Raw genomic sequence first — 22,560 nt, 5'->3', positions numbered from 1 at the left:
GCATGAAATATGTAGGACAGAGCATTCCCCGTAACGACGGCTTTGACAAGGTTACTGGCCGGGGCCTGTTCACCTTCGACGTGACCCTGCCCCGGATGGTATACGGCAAGGTGCTGCGCAGCCCCTACGCCCACGCCAAGGTGCTGAGCATTGACACCTCCGCGGCCGAGGCCCTGCCCGGCGTGCGGGCGGTGTGCACCTTCAAGAACACCTCCAACAAGGTGTGGAATGGGGCGGCCCCCATGTTCATCACCCCCCTGCCCCACAAGCCGGTGCTGGATCAGACCATCTTCACCGATGAGCCCAAGTACATCGGCGACGAGGTGGCCGCCGTGGCCGCCGACACCGAGGCCATTGCCGAGCAGGCGGTGAAGCTCATCAAGGTGGAGTGGCAGGAGCTGCCCGCCGTCTACGACCCCCTGGAGGCCGTCAAGCCCGAGTCCCCCGAGGTCCAGCCCAAGTTTGCCAACCCCGATTTTCATAACATCTGCGGCGGGCCCATTGTGCTGGAATTCGGCGGCGATCCCACCTCCGCCTTTGACCAGTGCGACGCGGTGGTGGAGTACGACGTGACCCTGCCCCGGGTGAAGCAGGCCCAGATGGAGCCCCACGGCGCGGTGGCCACCTACAGCCCCGACGGGCGTCTGGAAGTCATCTGCACCACCCAGTCCCTCTACCCCACCAAGATGATTTTAGCCGAGGCCCTGGATATTCCGGTGAGCAAGGTCACCGTGAAGAACGCCCCCTATGTGGGCGGCGGCTTCGGCGTGCGCATCGGCCTGTCCGGCAAGGCGGAGATTCTGGCGGCGGCCCTGTCCATGCAGTGCTTCCGCCCCGTCAAGCTGATCTACACCCGTGAGGAGGACTTCACCTGCTCCGACTCCCGCCACGGCGGCTACCTCAAGTGCAAGCTGGGAGCCAAGGCTGACGGCACCTTTGTGGCCATCGACACCCAGGCCTGGCTGAACACCGGCGCCTACGCCACCTTCGGCACCGACCTGGTGGGCGTGTGCGGCGCCTGCGGTACCGCCGGTGCCTACGCCATCCCCAACTTCCGCTACACCGGCTGGCCGGTGTACACCAACCAAATGACCGCCGGCGCCATGCGCGGTTTCGGCACCCCCCAGGGCAATGCCGTAGTGGAGCCCGCCATTGAGCTGATGGCGGAAAAGCTGGGCATGGACCCCATCGAACTGCGCAAGAAGAACTCCACCCGGGAGAACACCAAGAACTGGTTCCCCTTCCCGCCGGGCTCCTGCGGCACCAACGAGTGCCTGGACAAGGCAGCCGCCGCCATCGGCTGGTATGACAAGCACGGCAAGGCCGGTGAGCAGACCGGCCGCATCCGCCGGGGCGTGGGCATCTCCGCCGGTACCCACGTCAGCAACGCCGCCCCCTTCTGCGTGGACTACAACACCGTCATTCTCCGCATCGAGCGGGACGGCACCCTCTTCGTCAACTCCTCCATCCCGGAGATCGGCCCCGGCTCCACCACCGCCTGCCTCCAGGTGGCCGCCGACCTCATCGGGGTACCCTACAAGGACGCCGTCATGAAGTTCGGCGACACCGACGCCGCCCCCTTCGACATCGGCTCCCACGCCACCCGCACCCTGTACACCGTCAGCTATGTCATGGCCGACGCCGGCAAAAAGCTGCGGAAGGACATTTTCGACTGGGTGGGGCCCAAGCTGGGCATCGATCCGGAAAACCTGGATATGACCGACGGCATCATCACCTGCGACGGCAAGCAGGTGGCCACCCTGGCCGACATGGCCTCCCAGGCCCATCTGGAGGGCAAGCAGTTCCTGGCCTCCTCCTGCCAGGTGCCCCCCAACTGTCTCCCCTTCTACGCCCAGGCCGCCGAGGTGGAGGTGGACATGGAGACCGGCATGGTGAAGGTCATCAAGGTAGCCGCCGCCCACGACGTGGGCAAGGCGGTCAACCCGCCTCTGTGCCGCGGCCAGATCGAAGGCGGCGTGCTCCAGGGCGTGGGCTATGCCGTCCGGGAGGAGATGACCTATGTGGAGGGTAAGGGCTTCTACAACAAGGGCTTCCACTCCTATATGCTGCCCACCGCCGACGACAGGCCGGAGATCGAGTCCATCCTGGTGGAGAATCCGGACCCCTCCGGTGTGTTCGGCATCATCGGCATCGGCGAGTGCGGCGTCAACCCCACCCTGGCCGCCATCGGCAACGCGGTGGCCGACGCCACCGGTGTGCGCTTCCACGAGTTCCCCCTGACCCCCGGCCGTGTGCTGGCGGGCCTGAAGGCGGCGGGCAAGGCCTAAGTTTCTTGACATACCCCGTCCTCTCCGTGTATCATGGAAGAACAGAATGACACGGAAAGGGGCGCGGTCATGGAAGAGAACAAACCCTATTGGGAGGGCAAGCACTTCTCCTTCTACACCAACAAGGAGTGCGAGTACTACCCCTGCCACAAGGTCCCCGAGGGCCAGGATTTCAACTGCCTGTTCTGCTACTGCCCGCTGTATATGCTGGGCCGGGACTGCGGCGGCAACTTCAAGTACCTGGACAGCGGCATCAAGGATTGCAGCAACTGTACCCTCCCCCACAAGCGGGAGAACTACGGCTACATCGCCGCCAAATTCCAGGAGATTGCCAAAGCCATGGCCGACCGGGAGCGGGAGGCCGAACAGAAGTAACACGCACAAGAGGGCCAGCTGTCAAACAGCCGGCCCTTTCTTTTTGGTAAGCGATAGGATTTTTCCCCCGTCTGTGATATAATGTTTCCTAATTCCCCAAGCGAAGGAGCTGCTTCCATGAAGATTATTGACATTTTGAACCAGGACCGCCCCACCCTGTCCTTTGAGGTTTTCCCCCCCAAGACCAGCGACACCTATGACTCGGTAGCCAAGGCCACCCAGGACATCGCCGCCCTGCGGCCTGACTTTATGAGCGTGACCTACGGCGCCGGCGGCGGCACCAGCGACTACACCGTGGGTATTGCCGCCGGCATCCAGCAGCAGTACGGCGTGGATGTGCTGGCCCACCTGACCTGCGCCTCCTCCACCCGTGACCACGTGGCCCAGGTGCTGGAGCATCTGAAGGAGAAGGGCATCCAGAACGTGCTGGCCCTCCGGGGCGACATCCCCGAGGGAGGCGCTCCCGCCCACGACTACCAGTACGCCGCCCAGCTGGTGCGCGACATCAAGGCCCACGGCGACTTCTGCATCGGCGGCGCCTGCTACCCCGAGGGACACCCCGAGTCCCCCACCAAGAATGCCGACATCGACCACCTGAAGGCCAAGGTGGAGGCGGGCTGCCAGTTCCTCACCACCCAGATGTTCTTTGACAACAACATCCTCTACAACTTCCTCTACCGTATCCGGGAGAAGGGGATCACCGTGCCGGTGGTGGCGGGCATCATGCCGGTGACCAACGGCAAGCAGATCGCCCGCATCTGCAAGTTGTCCGGCACCTACCTGCCCGAGCGGTTCAAGGCCATTGTGGACCGGTTCGGGGACAACCCCGCCGCCATGCGCCAGGCCGGTGTGGCCTACGCCGCCGAGCAGATCATCGACCTCATCGCCAACGGCGTGGAGCACATCCACATCTACTCCATGAACAAGCCGGAGATCGCCGCCTCCATCCAGTCCAGCCTGTCGGAGGTTCTGAAATGATCCACACCCCCCGGTCCGAGGCCCTGCGCTATCTGGGCTACCGGGGCGCACAGCCCGACGAGACCACCGCCGCCCTGCTGGACGAGCGCATCCAGGCGGTGGAGGGGGCCGCCGACCCCCGGTGGACGGCTGTGGAGGTCCCCCTCACCCTCCGCCCCGGCGGGGTGGAGCTGGGGGACTGGTCCATTGATAGCGAAAAGCTGCGCTCCCATCTGGAGGGCTGCACCGCCGCCCTCCTCTTCGGGGCCACCCTGGGGGTGGGGGTAGACCGGCTTATCGCCCGCTCGGCGGCGGGCCAGGTGGCCCGGGCCGCCATGGACCAGGCGGCGGCAGCCGCCCTCATCGAGGCGGTGTGCGACCACGCCTGCGACCAGCTTGCCCAGCGCTATCCCGGCAAATATCTGCGGCCCCGGTTCAGCCCCGGCTACGGGGACTTCCCCCTCACCGCCCAACCCGAGCTGCTGCGGCGGCTGGACGGCCCCCGGAAGATCGGCCTTACCGCCACCGACACCTGCCTGCTGGCCCCCGTGAAGTCGGTGACGGCGGTGATTGGTATAGCCGACACCCCGGGCAAATGCCACGCCGGGGGCTGCGCCACCTGTTCCAAAACCAACTGCGCCTTTAGGAGATGATCCCATGACCTTTTTGAACGCGCTGCACAGCCAGCGCCTGTTTTTTGACGGCGGCACCGGCACCCTGCTCCAGGCCCAGGGCCTGAAGGGCGGCGAGCTGCCCGAGACCTGGAACCTGCTCCACCCGGACCGCATTTCCAACCTCCACCGGGCCTACCTGGCGGCAGGGAGCAACATCCTGTGCACCAACACCTTCGGGGCCAACGCCCTGAAGTTCCCCGCCGGCGGTCAGTTCGACCTGGAGGAGCTGGTGACCGCCGGTGTGCGGCTGGCCTGCGAGGCCAGAGATGCCGACCCCCGGCCCGACGTGTTCGTGGCCCTGGACATGGGGCCCACCGGCAAGCTGCTCAAGCCCATGGGCGACCTGGACTTTGAGGACGCGGTGGCCCTGTACGCCCAGGTGGTACGGGCAGGGGCCGCCGCCGGAGCCGACCTGGTGCTCATTGAGACCATGAGCGACTCCTACGAGGCCAAGGCCGCCGTGCTGGCCGCCAAGGAGAACTGCGACCTGCCGGTGGTGGTGACCACCGTGTACGGTGAGAACGGCAAGCTGCTCACCGGCGGCACCCCCGCCTCCACCGTGGCCCTGCTGGAGGGCCTGGGGGTAGACGCCCTGGGCGTCAACTGCGGCCTGGGCCCCGCTCAGATGCTGCCCATCGTCAAGCAGCTGGTGGAATATGCCTCGGTGCCCCTGATCGTCAACCCCAACGCCGGTCTGCCCCACGCCTGCGACGGCTGCACCGTCTTCGATGTGGGCCCGGCGGAGTTTGCCGTCCACATGGGTACCATTGCCGACCTGGGGGTCCAGATCCTGGGCGGCTGCTGCGGCACCACCCCCGACCACATCAGGGCAGCCGTGGAGGTATGCCGGGACAAGCCCTTCACCCCTGCCGTAGACCGCGGCCGCACTCTGGTGTCCTCTTACGCCCAGGCGGTGGAGATCGGCCCCGCCCCCGTGGTCATCGGCGAGCGCATCAATCCCACCGGCAAGAAGAAGTTCCAGCAGGCCCTGCGGGACCACAACATTGAGTACCTCCTCAACGAGGCCTTTGCCCAGGAGGAGGCGGGGGCCCAGGTGCTGGACGTGAATGTGGGCCTGCCCGAGATCGACGAGCCCGCCCTGCTGGTGGAGGTGATGGAGTCCCTCCAGGCGGTCCTCCCCCTCCCCCTCCAGCTGGACACCTCCGACCCGGAGGCCATGGAGCGGGCCATGCGCCGCTACAACGGCAAGCCCATGCTCAACTCGGTGTCCGGCAAGGCCGAGAGCATGGCCGCCCTCTTCCCCCTGGTGAAGAAGTACGGCGGCGTGGTGGTGGGCCTGGCCCTGGACGAGAACGGTATCCCTCCCACGGCGGAGGGCCGGCTGGCCATTGCCAAAAAGATCTGCGACACCGCCGCCCAGTACGGCATTCCCAGAAAGGAGATTGTCATCGATCCCCTGACCCTCACCATCTCCTCTGAACCGGAGGCCGCCAAAGTCACCCTGGAGGCGGTGGGCCGCATCAAGAAGGAGCTGTGGGTATCCACCATCCTGGGCGTGTCCAACGTGTCCTTTGGCCTCCCCAAGCGGGAGCTGGTGAACACCGCTTTCTTTACCATGGCCCTCCAGCAGGGGCTGGACTGCGCCATTCTCAACCCCAACAACGCCGCCATGATGGGGGCCTGGCGGGGCTATCAGGCCCTGATGGGTCTGGACCCCCAGTGCGGCCGCTACATCGCCGCCTACGGCGGGCAGGAAACTCCTGCCGCCCCGGTGGCCGCCGGGGATGGTCCCTCCCTCACCGACTGCGTCCTGCGGGGCAGCAAGGAGGGAGCGGCCCAGGCCGCTCAGGCCGCCCTGGACGGCGGCAAGCCCCCCCTGGACATCGTGGACAGCGTGCTCATCCCCGCCCTGGACCAGGTGGGTCAGGGCTTTGAGAAGGGCACCCTCTTCCTGCCCCAGCTGCTCATGAGCGCCGAGGCCGCCAAGGCCGCTTTTGAAGTGGTGCAGAACGCCATGTCCGGCGAGGACCGGCCCAGCCAGGGGGCCGTGGTGCTGGCCACCGTCAAGGGGGACATCCACGACATCGGCAAGAACATTGTCAAGGTGCTGCTGGAAAACTACAGCTTCACCGTCATCGATCTGGGCCGGGACGTGGCCCCGGAGCGCATTGTGGAGGCCGCCGGTCAGCCCGGCGTAAAACTGGTGGGCCTCAGCGCCCTGATGACCACCACCGTGGTGAGCATGGAGGAGACCATCCGCCAGCTGCGGGAAACCTGCCCCCAGGTGAAGATCGTGGTGGGCGGCGCGGTGCTGACCCCCGCCTACGCCGACCAGATCGGGGCGGACTGCTACGCCAAGGACGCCATGGCCACCGTCCGGTACGCCAAGGAGATCTATCAGGACTAATCCATAGAAAAAGGACCGCTGCGGTGCAGCGGTCCTTTTTTCATACTTGAAATTCCGGGAAGGGCTCCAGGGTGCGCTCCAAAATGCCGTTGAGGGAGGCGATCAAAATCCCGTAGTTGGTAATGGGGATGGCCTGGTCGGCGGCGGTGCGCTGGCGGTACTTCATCTCCCGCTCCCCCAGGGTGCAGCCCCCGCAGTGGATCACCAGCTTGTAGGGGGTCAGGTCCTCCGGGTACTCCCGGCCGGAGCAGAAGGTGTAGTCCGGCTCCACACCGGTGGCCTCGTGAATCCAGCGGGGCAGCTTCACGGTGCCGATGTCCTCGCACTGGCGGTGGTGGGTGCAGCCCTCGGCGATGAGCACCCTGTCCCCGGTCTTCAGCTCCCGTACCGCCCTGGCCCCCTCCACCGTGAGGGCCAGATCCCCCTTGTATCGGGCCATGAGGATGGAGAAGGAGGTGAGGGGCACGTCACGGGGCACGATCTGGGCCACCTTGCCGAACACCTGGCTGTCGGTGACCACCAGCCGGGGCGGCTTGGGCAGCCCCGCCAGGGTGAGGGCCAGCTCGGTGTCCCGGCACACCAGGGCGGCAGCTCCCGCCTCCAGCACGTCCCGGATGGTCTGCTGCTGGGGCAGGATCAACCGGCCCTTGGGGGCCGCCTTGTCGATGGGCACCACCAGCACCACCGTGTCGCCGGGCTGCAAGAGATCGGCAATCAGGGGGCGCTTGGGGCCCTCCTGCCCTGCCAGCCGGGCGGCCTTCTCCTTCAATTCGTGAATGTGGAGCCCGGTGAGGGCGCTGACCCACAGGGTATTCTCCCCCTCCTCGGGCACGCTGTCCAGCAGGTCGGCCTTGTTCCAGACCAGCAGATAGGGGATGCCCTTATCCTTGATAAGAGAAATCAGTTCCTCCTCTGCCTTGCCCAGAGGCTGGGTGGCGTCGGCCACCAGAATGGCCAGGTCGGTTTTATTGAGGACCTGCCGGGTTTTTTTCACCCGCAGTTCACCCAGGGCGCCCTCGTCGTCGATGCCGGGGGTGTCGATGATCTGCACCGGGCCCAGGGGGAGCAGCTCCATGGCCTTGTACACCGGGTCGGTGGTGGTGCCCTTCACGTCGGACACGATGGCCAGATCCTGGCCGGTGAAGGCATTGACCAGGCTGGACTTACCGGCGTTGCGCCGGCCGAAAAAGGCGATGTGGACCCGCTCGCCTGCGGGGGTGGCATTCAGGCTCATAGGAAAGACCTCCTTATTCGGATAGCAGACAGGGCGGCCCGGAGGCCGCCCCGTTGCGAACATTCAAGTCATAGAATCAGAACCGGAAATCCCGCTCGCCCTGGGCGATCTTCACCAGCCGTTCAGCCACGATCTCCTTCACCTTGGGGTTGGTGATGTAGGCCTGCTGCTGGGCGATGACCTTTTCACCCACAGCTTTGGTCTCGGGAGCGGCATAGTCCATCAGGTACTCCTTCAAGGTCATGAGGGCGTTGGGCAGGCAGCAGTTCTGGATCTGGCCCGCCTTGCACAGAGACATAAACCGGTCGCCGGTGCGGCCCTCCCGGTAGCAGGCGGTACAGAAGGAGGGCACATAGCCCAGCTCCATCAGCCAGCGCACCACCTCGTCCAGGGTACGGGTGTCGGACACGTCGAACTGGGCGGAGGACTCCTCCTCCGGCTCCTGCTCCACATAGCCGCCCACGCTGGTGCGGGACCCGCCGGAGATCTGGGAGATGCCCAGCTCCAGCACCCGCTGGCGCACCTTCTGGGACTCACGGGTGGAGATGATCATGCCGGTGTAGGGTACTGCCACCCGGATGCAGGCCACGATCTTCTCAAAGATCTCGTCGGAGATGCCGTTGTCAAAGGCGCCGGGGTCGATGTCGTCGGCGGGGCACACACGGGGTACGCTGATGGTGTGGGGGCCTACCCCGAACACTGCCTCCAGATGCTCGGCGTGCATCAGCAGACCGGCAAACTCGTAGCGGTAGAGCTCCAGGCCGAAGAGCACACCCAGGCCCACGTCGTCGATGCCGCCCTCCATGGCCCGGTCGTGGGCCTCGGTGTGATAGGCGTAGTTGCTCTTGGGTCCGGTGGGGTGGAGCTTCTCATAGCTCTCCTTGTGGTAGGTCTCCTGGAACAGGATATAGGTGCCGATCCCGGCCTCCTTCAGCTTGCGGTAGTCCTCCACCGTGGTGGCGGCGATGTTCACGTTCACCCGGCGGATGGCGCCGTTCTTGTGCTTGATGGAGTAGATGGTCTTGATGGACTCCAGAATGTACTCCAGAGGATTGTTCACCGGGTCCTCGCCCGCCTCCAGCGCCAGCCGCTTGTGGCCCATGTCCTGGAGAGCGATAACCTCGGCCTTGATCTCCTCCTGGGTCAGCTTCTTGCGGGGGATGTGCTTATTCTTGGCGTGGTAGGGGCAGTAGAGGCAGCCGTTGACGCAGTAGTTGGACAGGTACAGGGGGGCGAACATGACGATGCGGTCGCCATAGAAGTCCTTCTTGATCTGGCGGGCCAGCTCATAGATCTCCTGGTTCTTGTCCTCCAGCTCACAGGCCAGCAGCACCGAGGCCTCCCGGTGGGTCAGGCCCTTGCGGAGCTTTGCCTTCTCCAGGATGGCGTCAATGACGGCCACGTCGTTCTTGTGGGCGTCGGCGTAGGCCAGGGAATCCAGGATCTCCTGGTGATTGATGAAGTCCTCTGCTTTTCTGGATTTGGGATCGTACATTGGGATTACTTCCTTTCTTTTGGGTCAGGGCAAAACCCTTCCCCGTCAGTTTTTTCTCTTTCTAATCAGGAAAGTCTCCACGGTGGACGGCCACGGTGCAGCCGATGGCGGCCAGGCGCTGTTTCAGGCCCGCCAGGTGCTCGGCGGCCTCGTCGCCCGTGCAGAGCTTGTTGTCATAAAGGGTGTACTTGTCCCGGGCGGCAGGGGGCGACAGATTGGGCATCACCACGTTGGCCCCTGCCAGAATGCCCAGCTCCCGGCCCTGGGGATGGATGGTGCCTAGGGCGGTAGTGGCGGGCAGCAGCACCTTGGGTAAGGTGAGCCGCACCAGAGAGAGCAAAATCAGGGTGTCCTCCAGGGTGCCCGCCTTCTCCCCGGCAAAGGGGGTGTCCTTTTGAGGGATGAAGGGCCCCAGGCCCACCATGTGGGGCTGGAAGTCCTGGAGGAAGCAGAAATCTTCCGCCAGAGTGTCCGCCGTTTGGCCCGGAGAGCCCACCATGAACCCGGCCCCCACCTGGTAGCCGATGTCCTTCAGGGTACGCAGGCAGTTCAGCCGGTGCTCCAGGGTCAGCTCCGGCGGGTGGAGTTTTCCATAGTGGACGGGGTCGGCGGTCTCGTGGCGGAGGAGGTAGCGGTCGGCTCCGGCGTCAAACCACAGCTGGTACACTTCCCGCTCGAACTCCCCCAGGGAGAGGGTCACGGCGCAGTCCGGAAAGCGTTCCTTGATGGCCGCCACCGTCTCCGCCACCCAGTCCGGGGTGAGCCCCGGGTCCTCGCCTCCCTGGAGCACGAAGGTGCGAAAGCCCCAGCCGTAGCCCTTTTCGCAGCAGGCCAGAATGGTGTCCCGGTCCAGCCGGTAACGGGTTGCATGGCGGTTATCCCGCCGGATACCACAATACAGACAGTTATTTTTGCAGATATTACTACACTCAATTAACCCCCGGACGTAGATCTGGTCTCCGTACCACCGGCGGCGCTCCTCCAGTCCCCGGGCAAAGAGGTCCTGCTGATCCAGGCTGTGCCGACCGGCCAGCAGGGTTCGCCACTCGTCCCGGTCCAGCCGCCGCTGACGGCACAGCTTGTCCAGCAGCTCACTCATTGGGCAGCCTGGAGTACACCGCCTTGCAGCTCACTCCGGGCAGCATACCGGCCTTGCCGGACAGGGCGCTGATGGCATCGGCGGGGGCGTCCAGCACGATGGAGATGATGTTCACCTTCCGTTCCCGGTAGGGGATGCCCATCCGGCCGATGATATAGTCCTTGTATTCGTGGAGCAGGGCGTTGAGCTCCTCCACGGAGTCTGGGTTCTCCACCACCACGCCCAGCAGGGCCACGCGGGTCTCTTCCATAGCAATTTCCTCCTTGCAAAAAATGACAAATGGCGCACCCAAAAAGGGTGCGCCACAGCATACGTTCGTTCTGTCCGGCGACCCTTTCCCGTCAGGCTGTTACCCCTTTCGCGTCAGTGTCGGTTGTTAAATTATACTGCACATTTTAGTTTTTGTAAAGTCCTTTTTGGCACCATTGTATTTTGCACCAAAATACGGTAGGATATGGTTTGCTAAGTCCTCGACCGACATCGACATTTTTCAAAAAATTTTGCTGAAGATAAAACCGTCCCTTTCCCCGGCATCACTAACAAGAGAAAGCCACCATCCGTTCTATGGATCAAAAGAGAGAAAGGAAGTCTGATTATGATGGTACGCAACTGGTGTGTGAAAGTAAGCGCCCTGGCTCTGGCCGGGGTCATGTCCCTGTCCGTCCTGCCCACCCAGGCGGCGGAGTACGCCGATCTGGGTCAGGACCACTGGGCCTACGAGGAGATGACCCGGGCGGTGGAGCTGGGCATCCTTCAGGGGGTGGGAAACAACCAGCTGGCCCCTGCCCTCACCATGAGCTGGGGCCAGTTCCTGGCTCTGGTCACCCGGACCTTCGCCCCCGACGACTACCAGAGCGCCCTGGACCAGGGAGCGGCCTGGGATGAGGCGGGCTATTTGGCGGCAGCATCCGCCGGCATCCTGCGGGAGGAGGATGCCCTGTCTGTCAGCCCCGAGCAACTGGGGGAGAGCATTACCCGGGAGGACGCGGCGATGTTGCTCTACCGCGCCATGCCGGAAGAGATCCAGGAGAAATACGCCCATCCGGAAAATGAGGCCCTCTTCACCGACTTTGACCAGATGGATGAGGTCCATCAGGCGGCGGTATCCGCTCTGGCTGACACTCAGGTATCCTCCGGCAAGCCCGACGGCTCCTTTGGCCGAACCGATCCCATCCAGCGGTGCGACGGCACGGTGCTACTGATGCGCACCCTAAATGTGGTGGACCGGGCCCGGACCGGCGAGACCGTCACCATCACGCTGTACGGAGTGGACAGCGAGAGCGGTCAGGAGCTGTTCCGCCAGGAGTATGTAACCGAGGTCGGGGCCTACCTATACGGCCTGCTGGAGGACGCCCCCCAATACTATGTCTTTGATGGATTTCAGGGGGGCGGCACTGTGACCTCCGCCTGCGCCAGCTACTGTGCCCAGTACCGGCCCATGACCCAGGCCGAGCGGGAGGAAGCCGACTTCTGGGACAAGGTGGACCAGGGACTGGCCAGCGCGGACGACTACTGGACCCAGCCCTTCTGGCTGTCCATGCAGGGCGAGAACGAAGCCAAGCACAACCTGCTCTTCGGCTCTACGGAAAAGCGCCGCTTTGACAGCCAGGCGGAGGCCCAGGCCGCTATGACCACCATTACGGTACCCATCTGGACGCTGTCCAACGGGGTGAAAAAGGCCTCTACCACCACCCTCCAGGTCCACGCCGCCATTGCCGACGATGTAAAGGCCATCTTTACCGAGATCTACAATGACCCGGAGCAGTTCCCCATCAACGGCACCAGCAGCTTCCGCTATGTGGAGGGTACCACCGGCGAGCACAACTGCGGCACCGCCATTGACCTGAACGCCAATGAGAACTACCAGATCCGGGACGGTCAGGTGCTGGTGGGCAGCTGCTGGGAGCCGGGGACCAACCCCTACTCCATCGCTCCGGACAGCTCGGTGGTCCGTATCTTCGAGGCCCACGGCTGGAGCTGGGGCGGCGACGCCTGGGCCGCCGACAGCGACGACGCCACCGGCTACCACGACTATATGCACTTCTCCTACATGGGCGGCTAAGCTGAAATAAAAAAGGACCCGCTGCTGTTGCAGCGGGTCCTTTTTTATTTCGGTCAAGCGGGCTCAGAAGCCTGTTACACAGGCTCAGCCACCACTTCAGCCTTGATGAGGTTGGTGGTACCGGACTTGCCCAGAGGCACGCCGGCGGTGATGACCACGGTCTCGCCGGGCTTCACGATGCCCTCCTTGCGGGCCACGTCCACGGCCATGGAGAACATCCGGTCGGTGGAATCCACCTCGCCGGACAGCAGGGGCTTCACGCCCCAGGAGATGGCCAGCTGACGGCGGGTAGACTCGTTCTGGCACAGAGCCACGATGGGGCAGGCGGGACGGAAACGGGAGATCACCTTGGCGGTGTAGCCGGACTTGGTGGCCGCCAGGATAGCGGTGGCGTTCAGGTCCATAGCGGTCAGGCAGCAGGAGTGGGTGATGGCGTCGTTGATGCCGCCGATCTCAGGCAGCAGGTTGCGCTCACGGAAACGGTTCCAGTAGCGGATGGAGTTCTCGGCGGAGGTGACCACGTCCACCATGGTCTGAAGAGCCTCCACGGGGTACTTGCCGGAGGCGGTCTCGCCGGACAGCATCACGCAGGAAGTGCCGTCAAACACGGCGTTGGCCACGTCGGACACCTCGGCACGGGTGGGACGGGGATTGCGGATCATGGAGTCCAGCATCTGGGTGGCGGTGATAACGGGCTTGCCCTGCCGGATGGTGGCCTTGATCATCTTCTTCTGGAGGATGGGCACCTCATGGGCGGGGATCTCCACGCCCAGGTCGCCGCGGGCCACCATGACGCCGTCAGCGGCCTCGAGGATGGACTCCAGGTTGTCCACGCCTTCCCGGTTCTCAATCTTGGCAATGATGCGGATGTTCTCGCCGCCCTCATGCTTGTTCAGCTCGGCGCGGATATCCTCCACGTCGCTGGCCTTCCGAACGAAGGAAGCGGCAATAAAGTCGAAGTCGTTCTCGGCAGCAAACTTCAGGTCATCCTTGTCCTTCTCGGTGAGGGAGGGGAGCATGATGCTCACATCGGGGATGTTGATGGACTTGTTATTGGACAGGGGGCCGCCGTTCTCCACGGTGCAGTGGATGTTGTGGCCTTCCACCTTCTCCACCAGCAGCTCGATCAGACCGTCATCCACCAGGATGCGGCAGCCGGGGCCCACTTCTTCATGCAGATTCAGATAAGTCACGGACACCTGCTTCTCGCTGCCCTCCACCTCATCGGTGCTCAGGACAAACTCCTGACCCTTCTCCAGGGTCACGGGGCCGTTCACAAAGGACTTGATACGGATCTCAGGGCCCTTGGTATCCAGAATGGTGGCCACAGGGCGGCCCAGGGTGTCCCGGACGGACTTCAACATGGTCAGCCGGGCCAGCTGCTCGGCGTGGCTGCCGTGAGAGAAGTTGAAGCGGGCGGCGTCCATACCAGCCAGAATCAGCTGACGGATGGTCTCCTCATTGTCCACAGCGGGACCCAGGGTGCAGATGATTTTTGTCTTTCTCATTTCCTACCTCCATAGGTATGCAAATATGACTCTAAAAAAATCCGGGACTATCATACACCAATCTTTCCGTTTTGCATAGAGGTAATTTTCATTTTAACCAACTTTCGGAGGTTTTTATCAGAAATATTTACAGTTGATACGCGCTAAGCATAAAAAAAGACTGTCCCTTCACTCAGGAACAGCCTTTTTTTCCACTATTTTGTGTTTGCTTACCATTTTAGCGGCACCTAAAGCTATACTAACTGGTTTCTCTTTCCGCGAGACAGCCGCAGGGCCGCCAGACAGAAGAGCACACCCAGGCAGCCCGAGGCAATGCAGGCCGCCAGCATCAGATTGACGCCCCCCAGATCCAGAGTCCAGCCGGCCAGCACACCGCCCATCATGCCGCCCAGGCCGTTGGAGGCCACCATCATCACGGTCTGCCCCCGCACCCGGTCGGCGGCGGGCACCGACTCGTTGACGAAGTACACCGAGGCCGGGGTAAACAGGCCGTAGCCCAGCACCTGAATGGGCTGAACCGCCAGTACACCCAGGCAGTTAAAGGTACACAGCAGCAGCACACCTTTCAGAGTGCCGAAGATCATACTCAGCATCAGCAGCTTTCCGCTGCCCAGCCGCCGCAGCAGCTTCTGGAAGAAGAAGGCGGTGGGCAGTTCGGAGGCTCCCATCAGGAAGAGGGCAATACCCAGGTCGGAGTCGGTGCCTCCCCGGCTGTTGACGATGTTCACCAGGAAGTTGGACAGAGGCATGATGCCGGTAAGGCCCAGGAACACCCCCACCAGCATCAGGGTAAAGCAGGGATTGCTCCGCAGCAGGGACAGAGCGGACTGGGGCTTGGGGCCCTCCTCCCCGGCCGGTCCACCCTTGCCCCGGTAAGCCGGGTAGGTGACCACCAGCAGGATCTCCAGCACCACCAGGGCCAGATGGGTGAGCAGGGTGCTCTCCATGCCCATCCGGCCCGCCTGAAAGCCCAGCACCACGCACACCACCGCGTAGGCCAGGGACCCGATGCCACGGCCCAGGCTGTAGCGGATGGGCATACCTTCATTGATAAACTGCACCGCCATGGCGTCCATTAGGGGATAGGAGGACACCTCCAGGCCGCCGATGACCACCCACACCAGCGTGGTCTCCCACAGGCCCATGCCGGGGGACAGCCAGTACCAGGCTCCCGCCGCCACCGAGATGAGCAGGGACAGGCCCACGATATACTTCAGGGGAATGCGGGGATGCCGGTCGGCAAAGCCTCCCAGCAGGGGCTGAAACACGATGCCCGCCAGACAGCGCACCGCCGTCATCAATCCCGCCTCGCTGTTGGAGAAGCCCCGCTCCAGCAGCAGAGCGGTCTGGTAGGCCACAATGGCAGCAAACATAGCCCAGAAGCCCGCCTGCATGGCAATATAGTGATAGTCCAGCCGCCGCAGGGAGGGCCTGCGCTCACTCAGTTCCACTTGGTTCACTCCGTTCCTTCAAAAGCAAACATATTCTCCAGGCCGGTAGAGCTGGCGGCATACATGGTCATCACCAGATCGGGCTCCAGCGCCTCAAGGGTCTCCATCAGATCCCCCTGGTAGTAGCGCAGGTCGATGGTGGTCAGCTCCGAACAGGACAGGGCCAGGAAGGGGGCCAGCGCGCAGGAGAAGGACTCCCGCAGCAGCACGATCCTGGGCCCGTTGGGGTTGTTGTGGTTGGTCATGGTGGCCATACCGTAGTCGCCGCCGGAGTAGTAGGTGTAGGGGTTGCCGTTGAACCAGTCCATCTGCTCCACCCGCTCGGGGAAGCACACCGACTGGTTGAAGGGGCCGGTGCGCTCAAAGCCGCCGTCGGTGCTGGCATAGGTAAGATTGGTCTCAAATTTGGGGGTATAGATGGTGAAATCGTCCACCCCGGCGTAGAGGGACCCCACCCGTTTGCCCTGGCTGCCCAGGAAAAAGTCCTCCAGCACCGCGGTGGACCAGTTGGCGGGGTCGGTAAGATAGGATGGGGTGACGAACCCATAGTTGTGGTCCAGCAGCTGGGCCAGGTTCTGCCAGGCAAAGAAGGCGGCCTCCGGCTTCCAGTGGTGGTCGGTATTGAAGAACCAGCCGGAGTAGATTCCGTTGCTCTCAAAGAAGGGCCGCAGATCGAAATAGCTGGTCCCCGACTGATCCAGTTCCTCCAGGAAGGCATCGGCAGTGGAGTTTCCGTTCTCCGCCATGCCTACAGGCAGCAAGTCCTGCCCCCGCTGGATCTTCTGGGGCGCCATCACGAAGAGATAGGGAATACCCTGCTCCTCCAGCGCCTGGGCCAGATCGGCCGTAGCAGCGGCGTTGGCCTCCACGCTTTCCGCAGGCTGGGCGGTGCTGTCCGGCTTGACGAAGTTCAGCGCCCCGGTGGACAGCTTGACCACGGTGTTTTCATCCACCGCATCCTCCACCATCCTGCGGCCGGTGATACGCTGGATGCCGCCGTAGAGCTGGATGAACAGATGGTCCCGGTCCAGATCCTGATTGACGGCGGTCTCCGCCTGGGCCAGGAAGGTAGTCACATCCTTGTCCTTGGCAAAGGTCTTGAGCAGGGCCTCAAAGCTGCCCTCCCGCCCCAAAAAGGAGGTGAGCAGCAGCACGAAGCCTCCCGCCATCAGCAGCAGGAACAGGCAGGCGGTTATGGTATTGCGTCGTTTCATTGAGCCGCTCCTTGTCAGAAGTTGAAGTAGATAAAGGGATTATAGGTGCCCTTGATGATAAAGCTGGCCGACACCAGGAACACCCCGGCAATGAGCAGGGCGTAGCCAAGATCCAGCAGCACACAGTTGCGCTTGCTGGCCCAGTCCCGCAGCTTGGGGGCCACCGGAGCCGCAAAGACCACCGCGGCCAGCAGAGGCAGCCAGCATTCGGTGAGATAGAGCACAGTCAGCCCGTCTCCCAGCCCGGCGCCGAAGCCGAACATGGCCTGGAAATACTGCAGGGCCGCGCCGATGCTGTCCGAACGGAAGAACACACAGGTGAGCAGGAAGGTCATCAGGGGATAGAGCCACCGGAAGAACTTGGGCCAGCCCCGGCCCAGGCCGCCGTATTTCTCCAGCATGAGCATGGCAAAGTTGATCATGCCCCAGGCCAGATAGGTCCAGTTGGCTCCGTGCCAGATGCCGGTACACAGCCACACCATAAAGATGTTGCGGATCAGTTTGGCCTTGCTGTCCACTCGGCTGCCCCCAAGAGGGATATATACATAGTCCCGAAACCAGGTGGCCAGGGAGATGTGCCACCGCCGCCACAGGTCGGCCAGAGAGTTGGCGGCAAAGGGATAATTGAAGTTCTCCAGGAAGTGAAATCCAAACATCCTGCCCAGACCGATGGCCATGTCGGAATAGCCGGAGAAGTCGTTGTACAGCTGGAGGATGTAAGCCACCGCTCCCAGCCAGGCAAAGGAGGTGGTCAGTCCGTCTCCCGCCATACCGTAGGCCCGGTCGGCGATGATGGCCAGCTGATTGGACAGCAGTACCTTCTTGCCCAGGCCTACAACAAACCGGGCGCAGCCGGCGGAGAAGTCCTCCCAGCTCTCCTTCCGGTTGTCGATCTGGTCGGCCACCGTCTCATATTTGACGATGGGGCCGGCAATAAGCTGGGGAAAGAAAGAGATGTACAGTCCCACCTTCAGAGGGGAACGCTGCACCTTTCCTCGGTCCCGATGGACGTCCAGCACATAACTGAGGGCCTGGAAGGTAAAGAAGGAAATGCCGATGGGCAGTTCGATTACCGGGATCACAAAGCTGGCACCCAGGCCATTTAGAATACCCAGAGTAAACATCAGGTATTTAAATACAAACAGAACACCCAAATTGATCAGCAGGGCCAGCAAAATGGGGGCCCTGTAGGATCTGTCCCGCCGCTTGTTGTAATCTACCCACAGGCCGAAAAAGTAGTTAATCACAATGGACCCTATCATCACCAGCACAAACCAGGGCTCGCCCCAGGCATAGAAGCCCAGGGAGGCCAGCAGCAGAAACACGTTCTGCCCCTGCCGGAACTTCCGCAGGGGCACATAGTAGATGATGAGCACCAGGGGCAGGAAGAGGAAGAGAAATACGGAACTGGAAAAGAGCACTCAGTTGCCTCCTTTAAGTCAGGTAGCGCCCCACCAGGGGGATCTTGGAGATGAGCCAGGCCACGGCGAAGGAACACAGGAATACCGCCGCCGTCAGGGCGGGCACCGCCAGCACCGGCGGAATGGCGAGAACGGTGATGTTCAGCCGGTCCAGCAGGATGAGGAAAAAGACATGGATCAGGTACACCCCAAAGGACACCTGCGCCACCGAACTCATCCGCTGGCGGCGGGAGCGCTCCTCGCTGACGCCCAGTACATAGCGGAAGAATACAAAGACAGCCACGCTCATCAGCGCGATATTGGGGCTGTCATAGTTGTAGAGGGTCTGGGCAAAGACGCCCCGCTGCTGGGACAGCCAGGCAGTCCCTCCCACGGTGACTGCCGCACCCAGGATGCCCAGGATGTAGATGAGATACTCCGCCGCCCGGCTGATGGTGTAGGTTTTCAGATAGTAACCCAGCACATAGTAACCCACATAGCCCAGCACCAGGTGGAGATCCAGGCTGTTCACCCACAAACTCACCGTCTGACTGGGCCGCAGCCGCAGCAGGGTGGGCAGCAGGTTGGCAAACACAAAGCACAGCAGGAAGAACCAGTGGAAGTCCGCCCGGCCGGCCCCCCGCACAAAGGCCCGGAGAATGGGAGTGATGAGGTACAGGCCCACGATCATATACAAAAACCACAGGTGGAAGTGGGTCTTACCCTGGAGCACCTGCCACAGGGCCGCCTTGATACTGGCCCAGCTCAGTCCTGCCGCCGACACCTGGGTCACCAGGGCGTAAGCCGTCCCCCACACCACCAGGGCCACCAGCATCCGCAGGATGTGGCCGAAAAACAGCTTGGAGGAGGAGAGGCTGTGCTTGGGGTCCAGCAGGAACATCCCTGACAGCATAATAAAGACGGGCACACACCAGTGGGTCAGCCCATCGTAGGCGTTGAGCACATGAAATTCCGCTGAGCCCACCGGCACGTTGCCCAGCTGGGAGCCTGCCAGGTGGACCACGATGACCGCCAGCATGGCCACAGCCCGCAGCAGATCGGCATAGGCCAGGCGGCCTCCCGTTACGGTCTTGCGCATGTCCTTATTCCTTTCCGGGAACGATCTCGATCCAGTATCCGTCGGGATCTTCAATGAAATAGATGCCCATGGCCGGGTTTTCAAAGCACACGCAGCCCATGGCCTTGTGCCGCTCCAGCAGCTCGTCAAAGCGGTCGGTGACAAAGGCCAGGTGGAACTCCTGCTCCCCCAGGTCGTAGGGCTCAGTCCGGTCCCTCAGCCAGGTCAGCTCCAGCCGGAAGCCGGTCTCCCCGTCCCCCAGGTAGACCAGCTTGAAGGAGCCGTCCTCGGCATCCTTTTCCGTCACCGGCGCCAGCTCCAGAGCCTCACGGTAAAAGTCCAGGGACCGGTTCAGGTCCAGAACATTGAAATTAAAATGATCAAATCGCAGCATATGTTTTCTCCTTTGTATGGGTCCAGAAACTCAGTGGTCCTGGTTGGCCTTTTTGTCGATGAATTCGGGCCGCAGTTTACTATATACGATTTTTTGCTCGCTGTACAGCCCATAATAGCCGGACAGCATATAGGACACCGCCAGACACACGGCGAAGAGGCACAGGCTCTGGCCGGTAAACATCCCCAGGCTGTCCCCGGCGAAGAGCTCCAGAGAGAGCAGCAGGGAGGTGATGGGGCAGTTGGTGACGCCGCAGAACACGCACACCATCCCCAGACCCGCCCCGAAGGAGGGGTGGAGACCCAGGAAGGGGGCCACGGTGCAGCCGAAGGTGGCACCGGTAAAGAATACCGGCACAATCTCACCGCCCTTAAAGCCTGCCCCCAGAGTGATGGTGGTAAAGAGCATCTTGAAGAAGAACGCCTCCGGCCGGGCGTTTCCCCCGATGGCGGCATGGATGATAGCCTCTCCCGCTCCGTTGTAGTCGTAAGTACCAGGGTCCCAGATCCAGATCACATAGGTCAGGGCGATGACCAGAGTGCCGCCCACCGCCGCCCGCACCAGATGGTTGGGCAGGAACTTGTCATAGATTCTGGGGGCGGCGTGCATCAGCCGGCAGAAGAAAATGGACAGCAGGGCAAAGAGGATGCCCATACCGATGACCTGCAGCAGGGTGACAGCGCTCAGGTTGGGGATGCCCTCCAGGGTAAAGGCGGTGGGAGGCACACCGAAATGCTGGGCCACCCACAGGCCGATGATGGAGGAGAGAATACAGGGCACGATGGCGGCATAATAGAGCACCCCCACGCTGGTGACCTCCATAGAAAACATGGCGGCAGTCAGAGGGGTGCCGAAGAGGGCGGAAAAAGCCGCCGACATTCCGCACATGGTGATGATACGGCTGTCCTTGTCATCCAGACGCATCCACCGGCCTACTTTGGAGGAGATAGATCCGCCAATCTGGAGGATGGCTCCCTCCCGGCCGGAGGAACCACCCACCAAATGGGTGATAACGGTGGACACAAAGACCAGGGGGGCGGTACGCAGCCGGAGGGGCTGGTTTTCCCGCACCGCCGCCAGTACGAAGTTGGTGCCCCGGTCCCCCTCCATGCCGCACACCCGGTAGAGCAGCACAATCGCCAGACCGCCCACCGGCAGCAGCCAGATCAGCCAGGGATTGGCATGGCGCAGGTCTGTGACCGAGGAAAAGGCATAGTAAAAGGCGGTGGCCACCCCGCCGCACAGCAGGCCGCTGATCCCCGCGAAGATCAGCCATTTTACAAAGGCGGCCGGATGCTCCAGCCAGGCCGGTACCTTCTTTGTCTCCATCTCTTTCACACTCCATCGGTCCCCGGCACAGGGGGCCTTGCTCTTTCTGGGGCTGAGGAACTATCCTATCCCCAGGTACGACACGCGTGATTATTATAACATGGATACCAACTTTTTTCCGCAATCTTATGGATTTTTTTCAGCGGTGTGTTATACTGGTTCCATGATCAATATATTTAAGGAGGAATTTATTTTGTCATCCATATGGCCTCAACTACTTCTTCAGGTCATACTCATTGCCATCAACGCCTACTTTGCTGCCACTGAGATCGCAGTAATCTCATTAAACGAGGCACTTATCCGCAAGCAGGCCGAAGGCGGCGACCGCAAGGCAGCCAAGCTGCTCCGGATCGTAGAGATGCCCACCCGGTTTCTCTCCACCATCCAGATCGGCATCACCCTGGCCGGTTTCCTGGGGTCTGCCTTTGCCGCCGACAATCTGGCCGGACCCCTTACCCAGTGGGCGGTATCCACGTTCGCGCTGACCGGGCCTGTGGTGGCCACGGTTCGTACCCTGTCTGTGATCGTGGTCACTGTGATCCTCTCCTTCTTTACTCTGGTCTTTGGCGAACTGGTACCCAAGCGGGTGGCCATGAAAAAGAGCGAAGCGGTGGCCCGTTTTTCCTGCGGTGTGGTCAGTCTGCTGGCCACCGTCATGCGCCCGCTGATCTGGCTGCTTACCATCTCCACCAACGCCGTCCTGTGGCTCTTCCGCATCAATCCCAATGATGAGGATAAGGAGGTATCCGAGGAGGGGCTGCGTATACTTATCGACCTGAGTGAGGAGAAGGGTGCTATTGAGACCGAAGAGAAGGAAATGATCGAAAATATTTTCGAGTTTAACAATATGACCGCCGCCGACGTGATGGTCCACCGCACCGACATGGTCATGCTGCGGGCGGAGGATACCCCGGAGAAGATCGAAAAGGCCATTGAGGAATCCGGCCTGTCCCGCTTCCCCGTCTACGAGGAGGACGCCGACGACATCATCGGTATCCTCTCCACCCGGGAGTGGCTCATCAACGCCCGCAAGCCCCAGCCCAAGCCTCTGCGGGAGCTGCTCCGCCGCCCCTATTTCGTGCCCCAGTCGGTGCGCACCGACCTGCTGTTCCGGGATATGCAGAGCAAAAAGGTCCACCTGTCCATTGTGGTGGACGAGTACGGCGGCACCGCCGGCCTGGTCACCATGGAGGACCTGCTGGAGGAGATCGTGGGCAACATCTACGACGAATTCGATCCCCAGGAGGACCTGGAGATCATTCCCCTGGGGGAGGACCGCTGGCGGGTGGCCGGTTCCGCCGAGCTGGAGGAGCTCTTCGAGGCCCTGGGCATGGAAATGCCGGAAGAGGAGGAATCGGAGACTCTGGGCGGGCTGGTGTACGCCCAGCTGTCCGTCATCCCCGAGGACGGCAGTCACCCCGAGGTGGACATTTACGGCCTGCACATCCGGGTGGAGGAGCTGTCCGAGCGCCGGGTGGAGTGGGCCACCGTCACCAAACTCTCTCCCCCGCCGGAGGAGGAAGAGGAACACACCGGCCACAAAAAAGAATCCTGAAATTCAGGCGTGCCGCTGATTTGGGCGGCACGCCTGAATTATTGTTGCTGTTTTGCGCCATCCTCTTGTTAATTCCACA

The 22,560-nt window shown here is 62.3% G+C and carries 18 protein-coding genes; 7 read left to right on the top strand and 11 right to left on the bottom strand.

Going from position 1 to position 22,560, the window contains the following annotated elements:
* Positions 1-2: 2 nt before the first annotated feature.
* The 5 genes from B5G42_RS08405 (at position 3) to B5G42_RS08385 (ending at position 6,662) form a co-directional block, all read left to right on the top strand.
* Positions 3-2,288, top strand: coding sequence for a xanthine dehydrogenase family protein molybdopterin-binding subunit (locus tag B5G42_RS08405; protein ID WP_242961177.1), 2,286 nt, complete (start codon positions 3-5; stop codon positions 2,286-2,288).
* Positions 2,289-2,357: 69 nt separating this feature from the next.
* Positions 2,358-2,663 carry a cysteine-rich small domain-containing protein gene (locus tag B5G42_RS08400; RefSeq protein ID WP_087269020.1) on the top strand — a complete coding sequence of 102 codons (306 nt, stop codon included), beginning with the start codon at positions 2,358-2,360 and terminating at the stop codon, positions 2,661-2,663.
* A gap of 117 nt (positions 2,664-2,780) precedes the next feature.
* Positions 2,781-3,641 (top strand): methylenetetrahydrofolate reductase [NAD(P)H], encoded by an 861-nt coding sequence (gene metF / locus B5G42_RS08395; protein WP_087269016.1) that lies wholly within the window; start codon positions 2,781-2,783, stop codon positions 3,639-3,641.
* The gene (locus B5G42_RS08390) at positions 3,638-4,273 is read left to right on the top strand and encodes a hypothetical protein (protein WP_087269013.1); all 636 of its coding nucleotides are present in this window, start codon (positions 3,638-3,640) and stop codon (positions 4,271-4,273) included. Before metF ends, B5G42_RS08390 begins: the two co-directional genes overlap by 4 nt.
* Before the next feature lie 4 nt (positions 4,274-4,277).
* Positions 4,278-6,662 carry a homocysteine S-methyltransferase family protein gene (locus tag B5G42_RS08385; RefSeq protein ID WP_087269010.1) on the top strand — a complete coding sequence of 795 codons (2,385 nt, stop codon included), beginning with the start codon at positions 4,278-4,280 and terminating at the stop codon, positions 6,660-6,662.
* Between the two features lie 40 nt (positions 6,663-6,702).
* Here B5G42_RS08385 and hydF read toward each other — a convergent pair whose 3' ends face one another.
* The 4 genes from hydF to B5G42_RS08365 all read right to left on the bottom strand — a co-directional run bounded on the left by hydF (position 6,703) and on the right by B5G42_RS08365 (position 10,740).
* Positions 6,703-7,896: a [FeFe] hydrogenase H-cluster maturation GTPase HydF gene (gene hydF, locus B5G42_RS08380; protein WP_087269007.1), complete on the bottom strand. Its 1,194-nt coding sequence runs from the start codon at positions 7,894-7,896 to the stop codon at positions 6,703-6,705.
* A 76-nt stretch (positions 7,897-7,972) separates the two neighbouring features.
* Complete coding sequence (gene hydG, locus B5G42_RS08375; protein ID WP_087269004.1) at positions 7,973-9,391, bottom strand: [FeFe] hydrogenase H-cluster radical SAM maturase HydG; 1,419 nt, start codon at positions 9,389-9,391, stop codon at positions 7,973-7,975.
* 61 nt (positions 9,392-9,452) lie between these two features.
* Complete coding sequence (gene hydE, locus B5G42_RS08370) at positions 9,453-10,490, bottom strand: [FeFe] hydrogenase H-cluster radical SAM maturase HydE (protein ID WP_087269000.1); 1,038 nt, start codon at positions 10,488-10,490, stop codon at positions 9,453-9,455.
* Positions 10,483-10,740 carry a TM1266 family iron-only hydrogenase system putative regulator gene (locus B5G42_RS08365; RefSeq protein ID WP_087268997.1) on the bottom strand — a complete coding sequence of 86 codons (258 nt, stop codon included), beginning with the start codon at positions 10,738-10,740 and terminating at the stop codon, positions 10,483-10,485. Before B5G42_RS08365 ends, hydE begins: the two co-directional genes overlap by 8 nt.
* A gap of 345 nt (positions 10,741-11,085) precedes the next feature.
* Between B5G42_RS08365 and B5G42_RS08360 the strand changes: the two genes are divergently transcribed.
* The gene (locus B5G42_RS08360) at positions 11,086-12,552 is read left to right on the top strand and encodes a M15 family metallopeptidase (protein ID WP_242961176.1); all 1,467 of its coding nucleotides are present in this window, start codon (positions 11,086-11,088) and stop codon (positions 12,550-12,552) included.
* A 74-nt stretch (positions 12,553-12,626) separates the two neighbouring features.
* On the opposite strand, the gene pyk is transcribed toward B5G42_RS08360, so the two are convergent.
* The 7 genes from pyk to B5G42_RS08325 all read right to left on the bottom strand — a co-directional run bounded on the left by pyk (position 12,627) and on the right by B5G42_RS08325 (position 20,926).
* The gene (gene pyk, locus B5G42_RS08355; protein WP_087268994.1) at positions 12,627-14,060 is read right to left on the bottom strand and encodes a pyruvate kinase; all 1,434 of its coding nucleotides are present in this window, start codon (positions 14,058-14,060) and stop codon (positions 12,627-12,629) included.
* 233 nt (positions 14,061-14,293) lie between these two features.
* Complete coding sequence (locus tag B5G42_RS08350) at positions 14,294-15,511, bottom strand: MFS transporter (RefSeq protein WP_242961175.1); 1,218 nt, start codon at positions 15,509-15,511, stop codon at positions 14,294-14,296.
* Between the two features lie 5 nt (positions 15,512-15,516).
* The gene (locus tag B5G42_RS08345) at positions 15,517-16,725 is read right to left on the bottom strand and encodes a DHHW family protein (RefSeq protein ID WP_087268990.1); all 1,209 of its coding nucleotides are present in this window, start codon (positions 16,723-16,725) and stop codon (positions 15,517-15,519) included.
* A 14-nt stretch (positions 16,726-16,739) separates the two neighbouring features.
* Positions 16,740-18,146, bottom strand: a complete 1,407-nt coding sequence (locus tag B5G42_RS08340; RefSeq protein WP_087268987.1) for an MBOAT family O-acyltransferase — start codon at positions 18,144-18,146, stop codon at positions 16,740-16,742.
* 13 nt (positions 18,147-18,159) lie between these two features.
* Positions 18,160-19,224, bottom strand: a complete 1,065-nt coding sequence (locus B5G42_RS08335; RefSeq protein WP_087268984.1) for an acyltransferase — start codon at positions 19,222-19,224, stop codon at positions 18,160-18,162.
* A gap of 4 nt (positions 19,225-19,228) precedes the next feature.
* Positions 19,229-19,597: a VOC family protein gene (locus B5G42_RS08330; RefSeq protein ID WP_087268981.1), complete on the bottom strand. Its 369-nt coding sequence runs from the start codon at positions 19,595-19,597 to the stop codon at positions 19,229-19,231.
* A 30-nt stretch (positions 19,598-19,627) separates the two neighbouring features.
* Positions 19,628-20,926 (bottom strand): chloride channel protein, encoded by a 1,299-nt coding sequence (locus tag B5G42_RS08325; protein WP_087268978.1) that lies wholly within the window; start codon positions 20,924-20,926, stop codon positions 19,628-19,630.
* A gap of 193 nt (positions 20,927-21,119) precedes the next feature.
* Here B5G42_RS08325 and B5G42_RS08320 point away from each other — a divergent pair, with 193 nt between their 5' ends.
* Positions 21,120-22,481 (top strand): hemolysin family protein, encoded by a 1,362-nt coding sequence (locus B5G42_RS08320; RefSeq protein WP_242961174.1) that lies wholly within the window; start codon positions 21,120-21,122, stop codon positions 22,479-22,481.
* Positions 22,482-22,560 lie beyond the last annotated feature (79 nt).

The sequence above is a fragment of the Flavonifractor sp. An91 genome (genome assembly GCF_002159225.1).
GTDB classification, from domain to species: Bacteria; Bacillota; Clostridia; order Oscillospirales; family Oscillospiraceae; genus Flavonifractor; species Flavonifractor avicola.
This window is presented reverse-complemented; position numbering and strand designations above follow the sequence as displayed.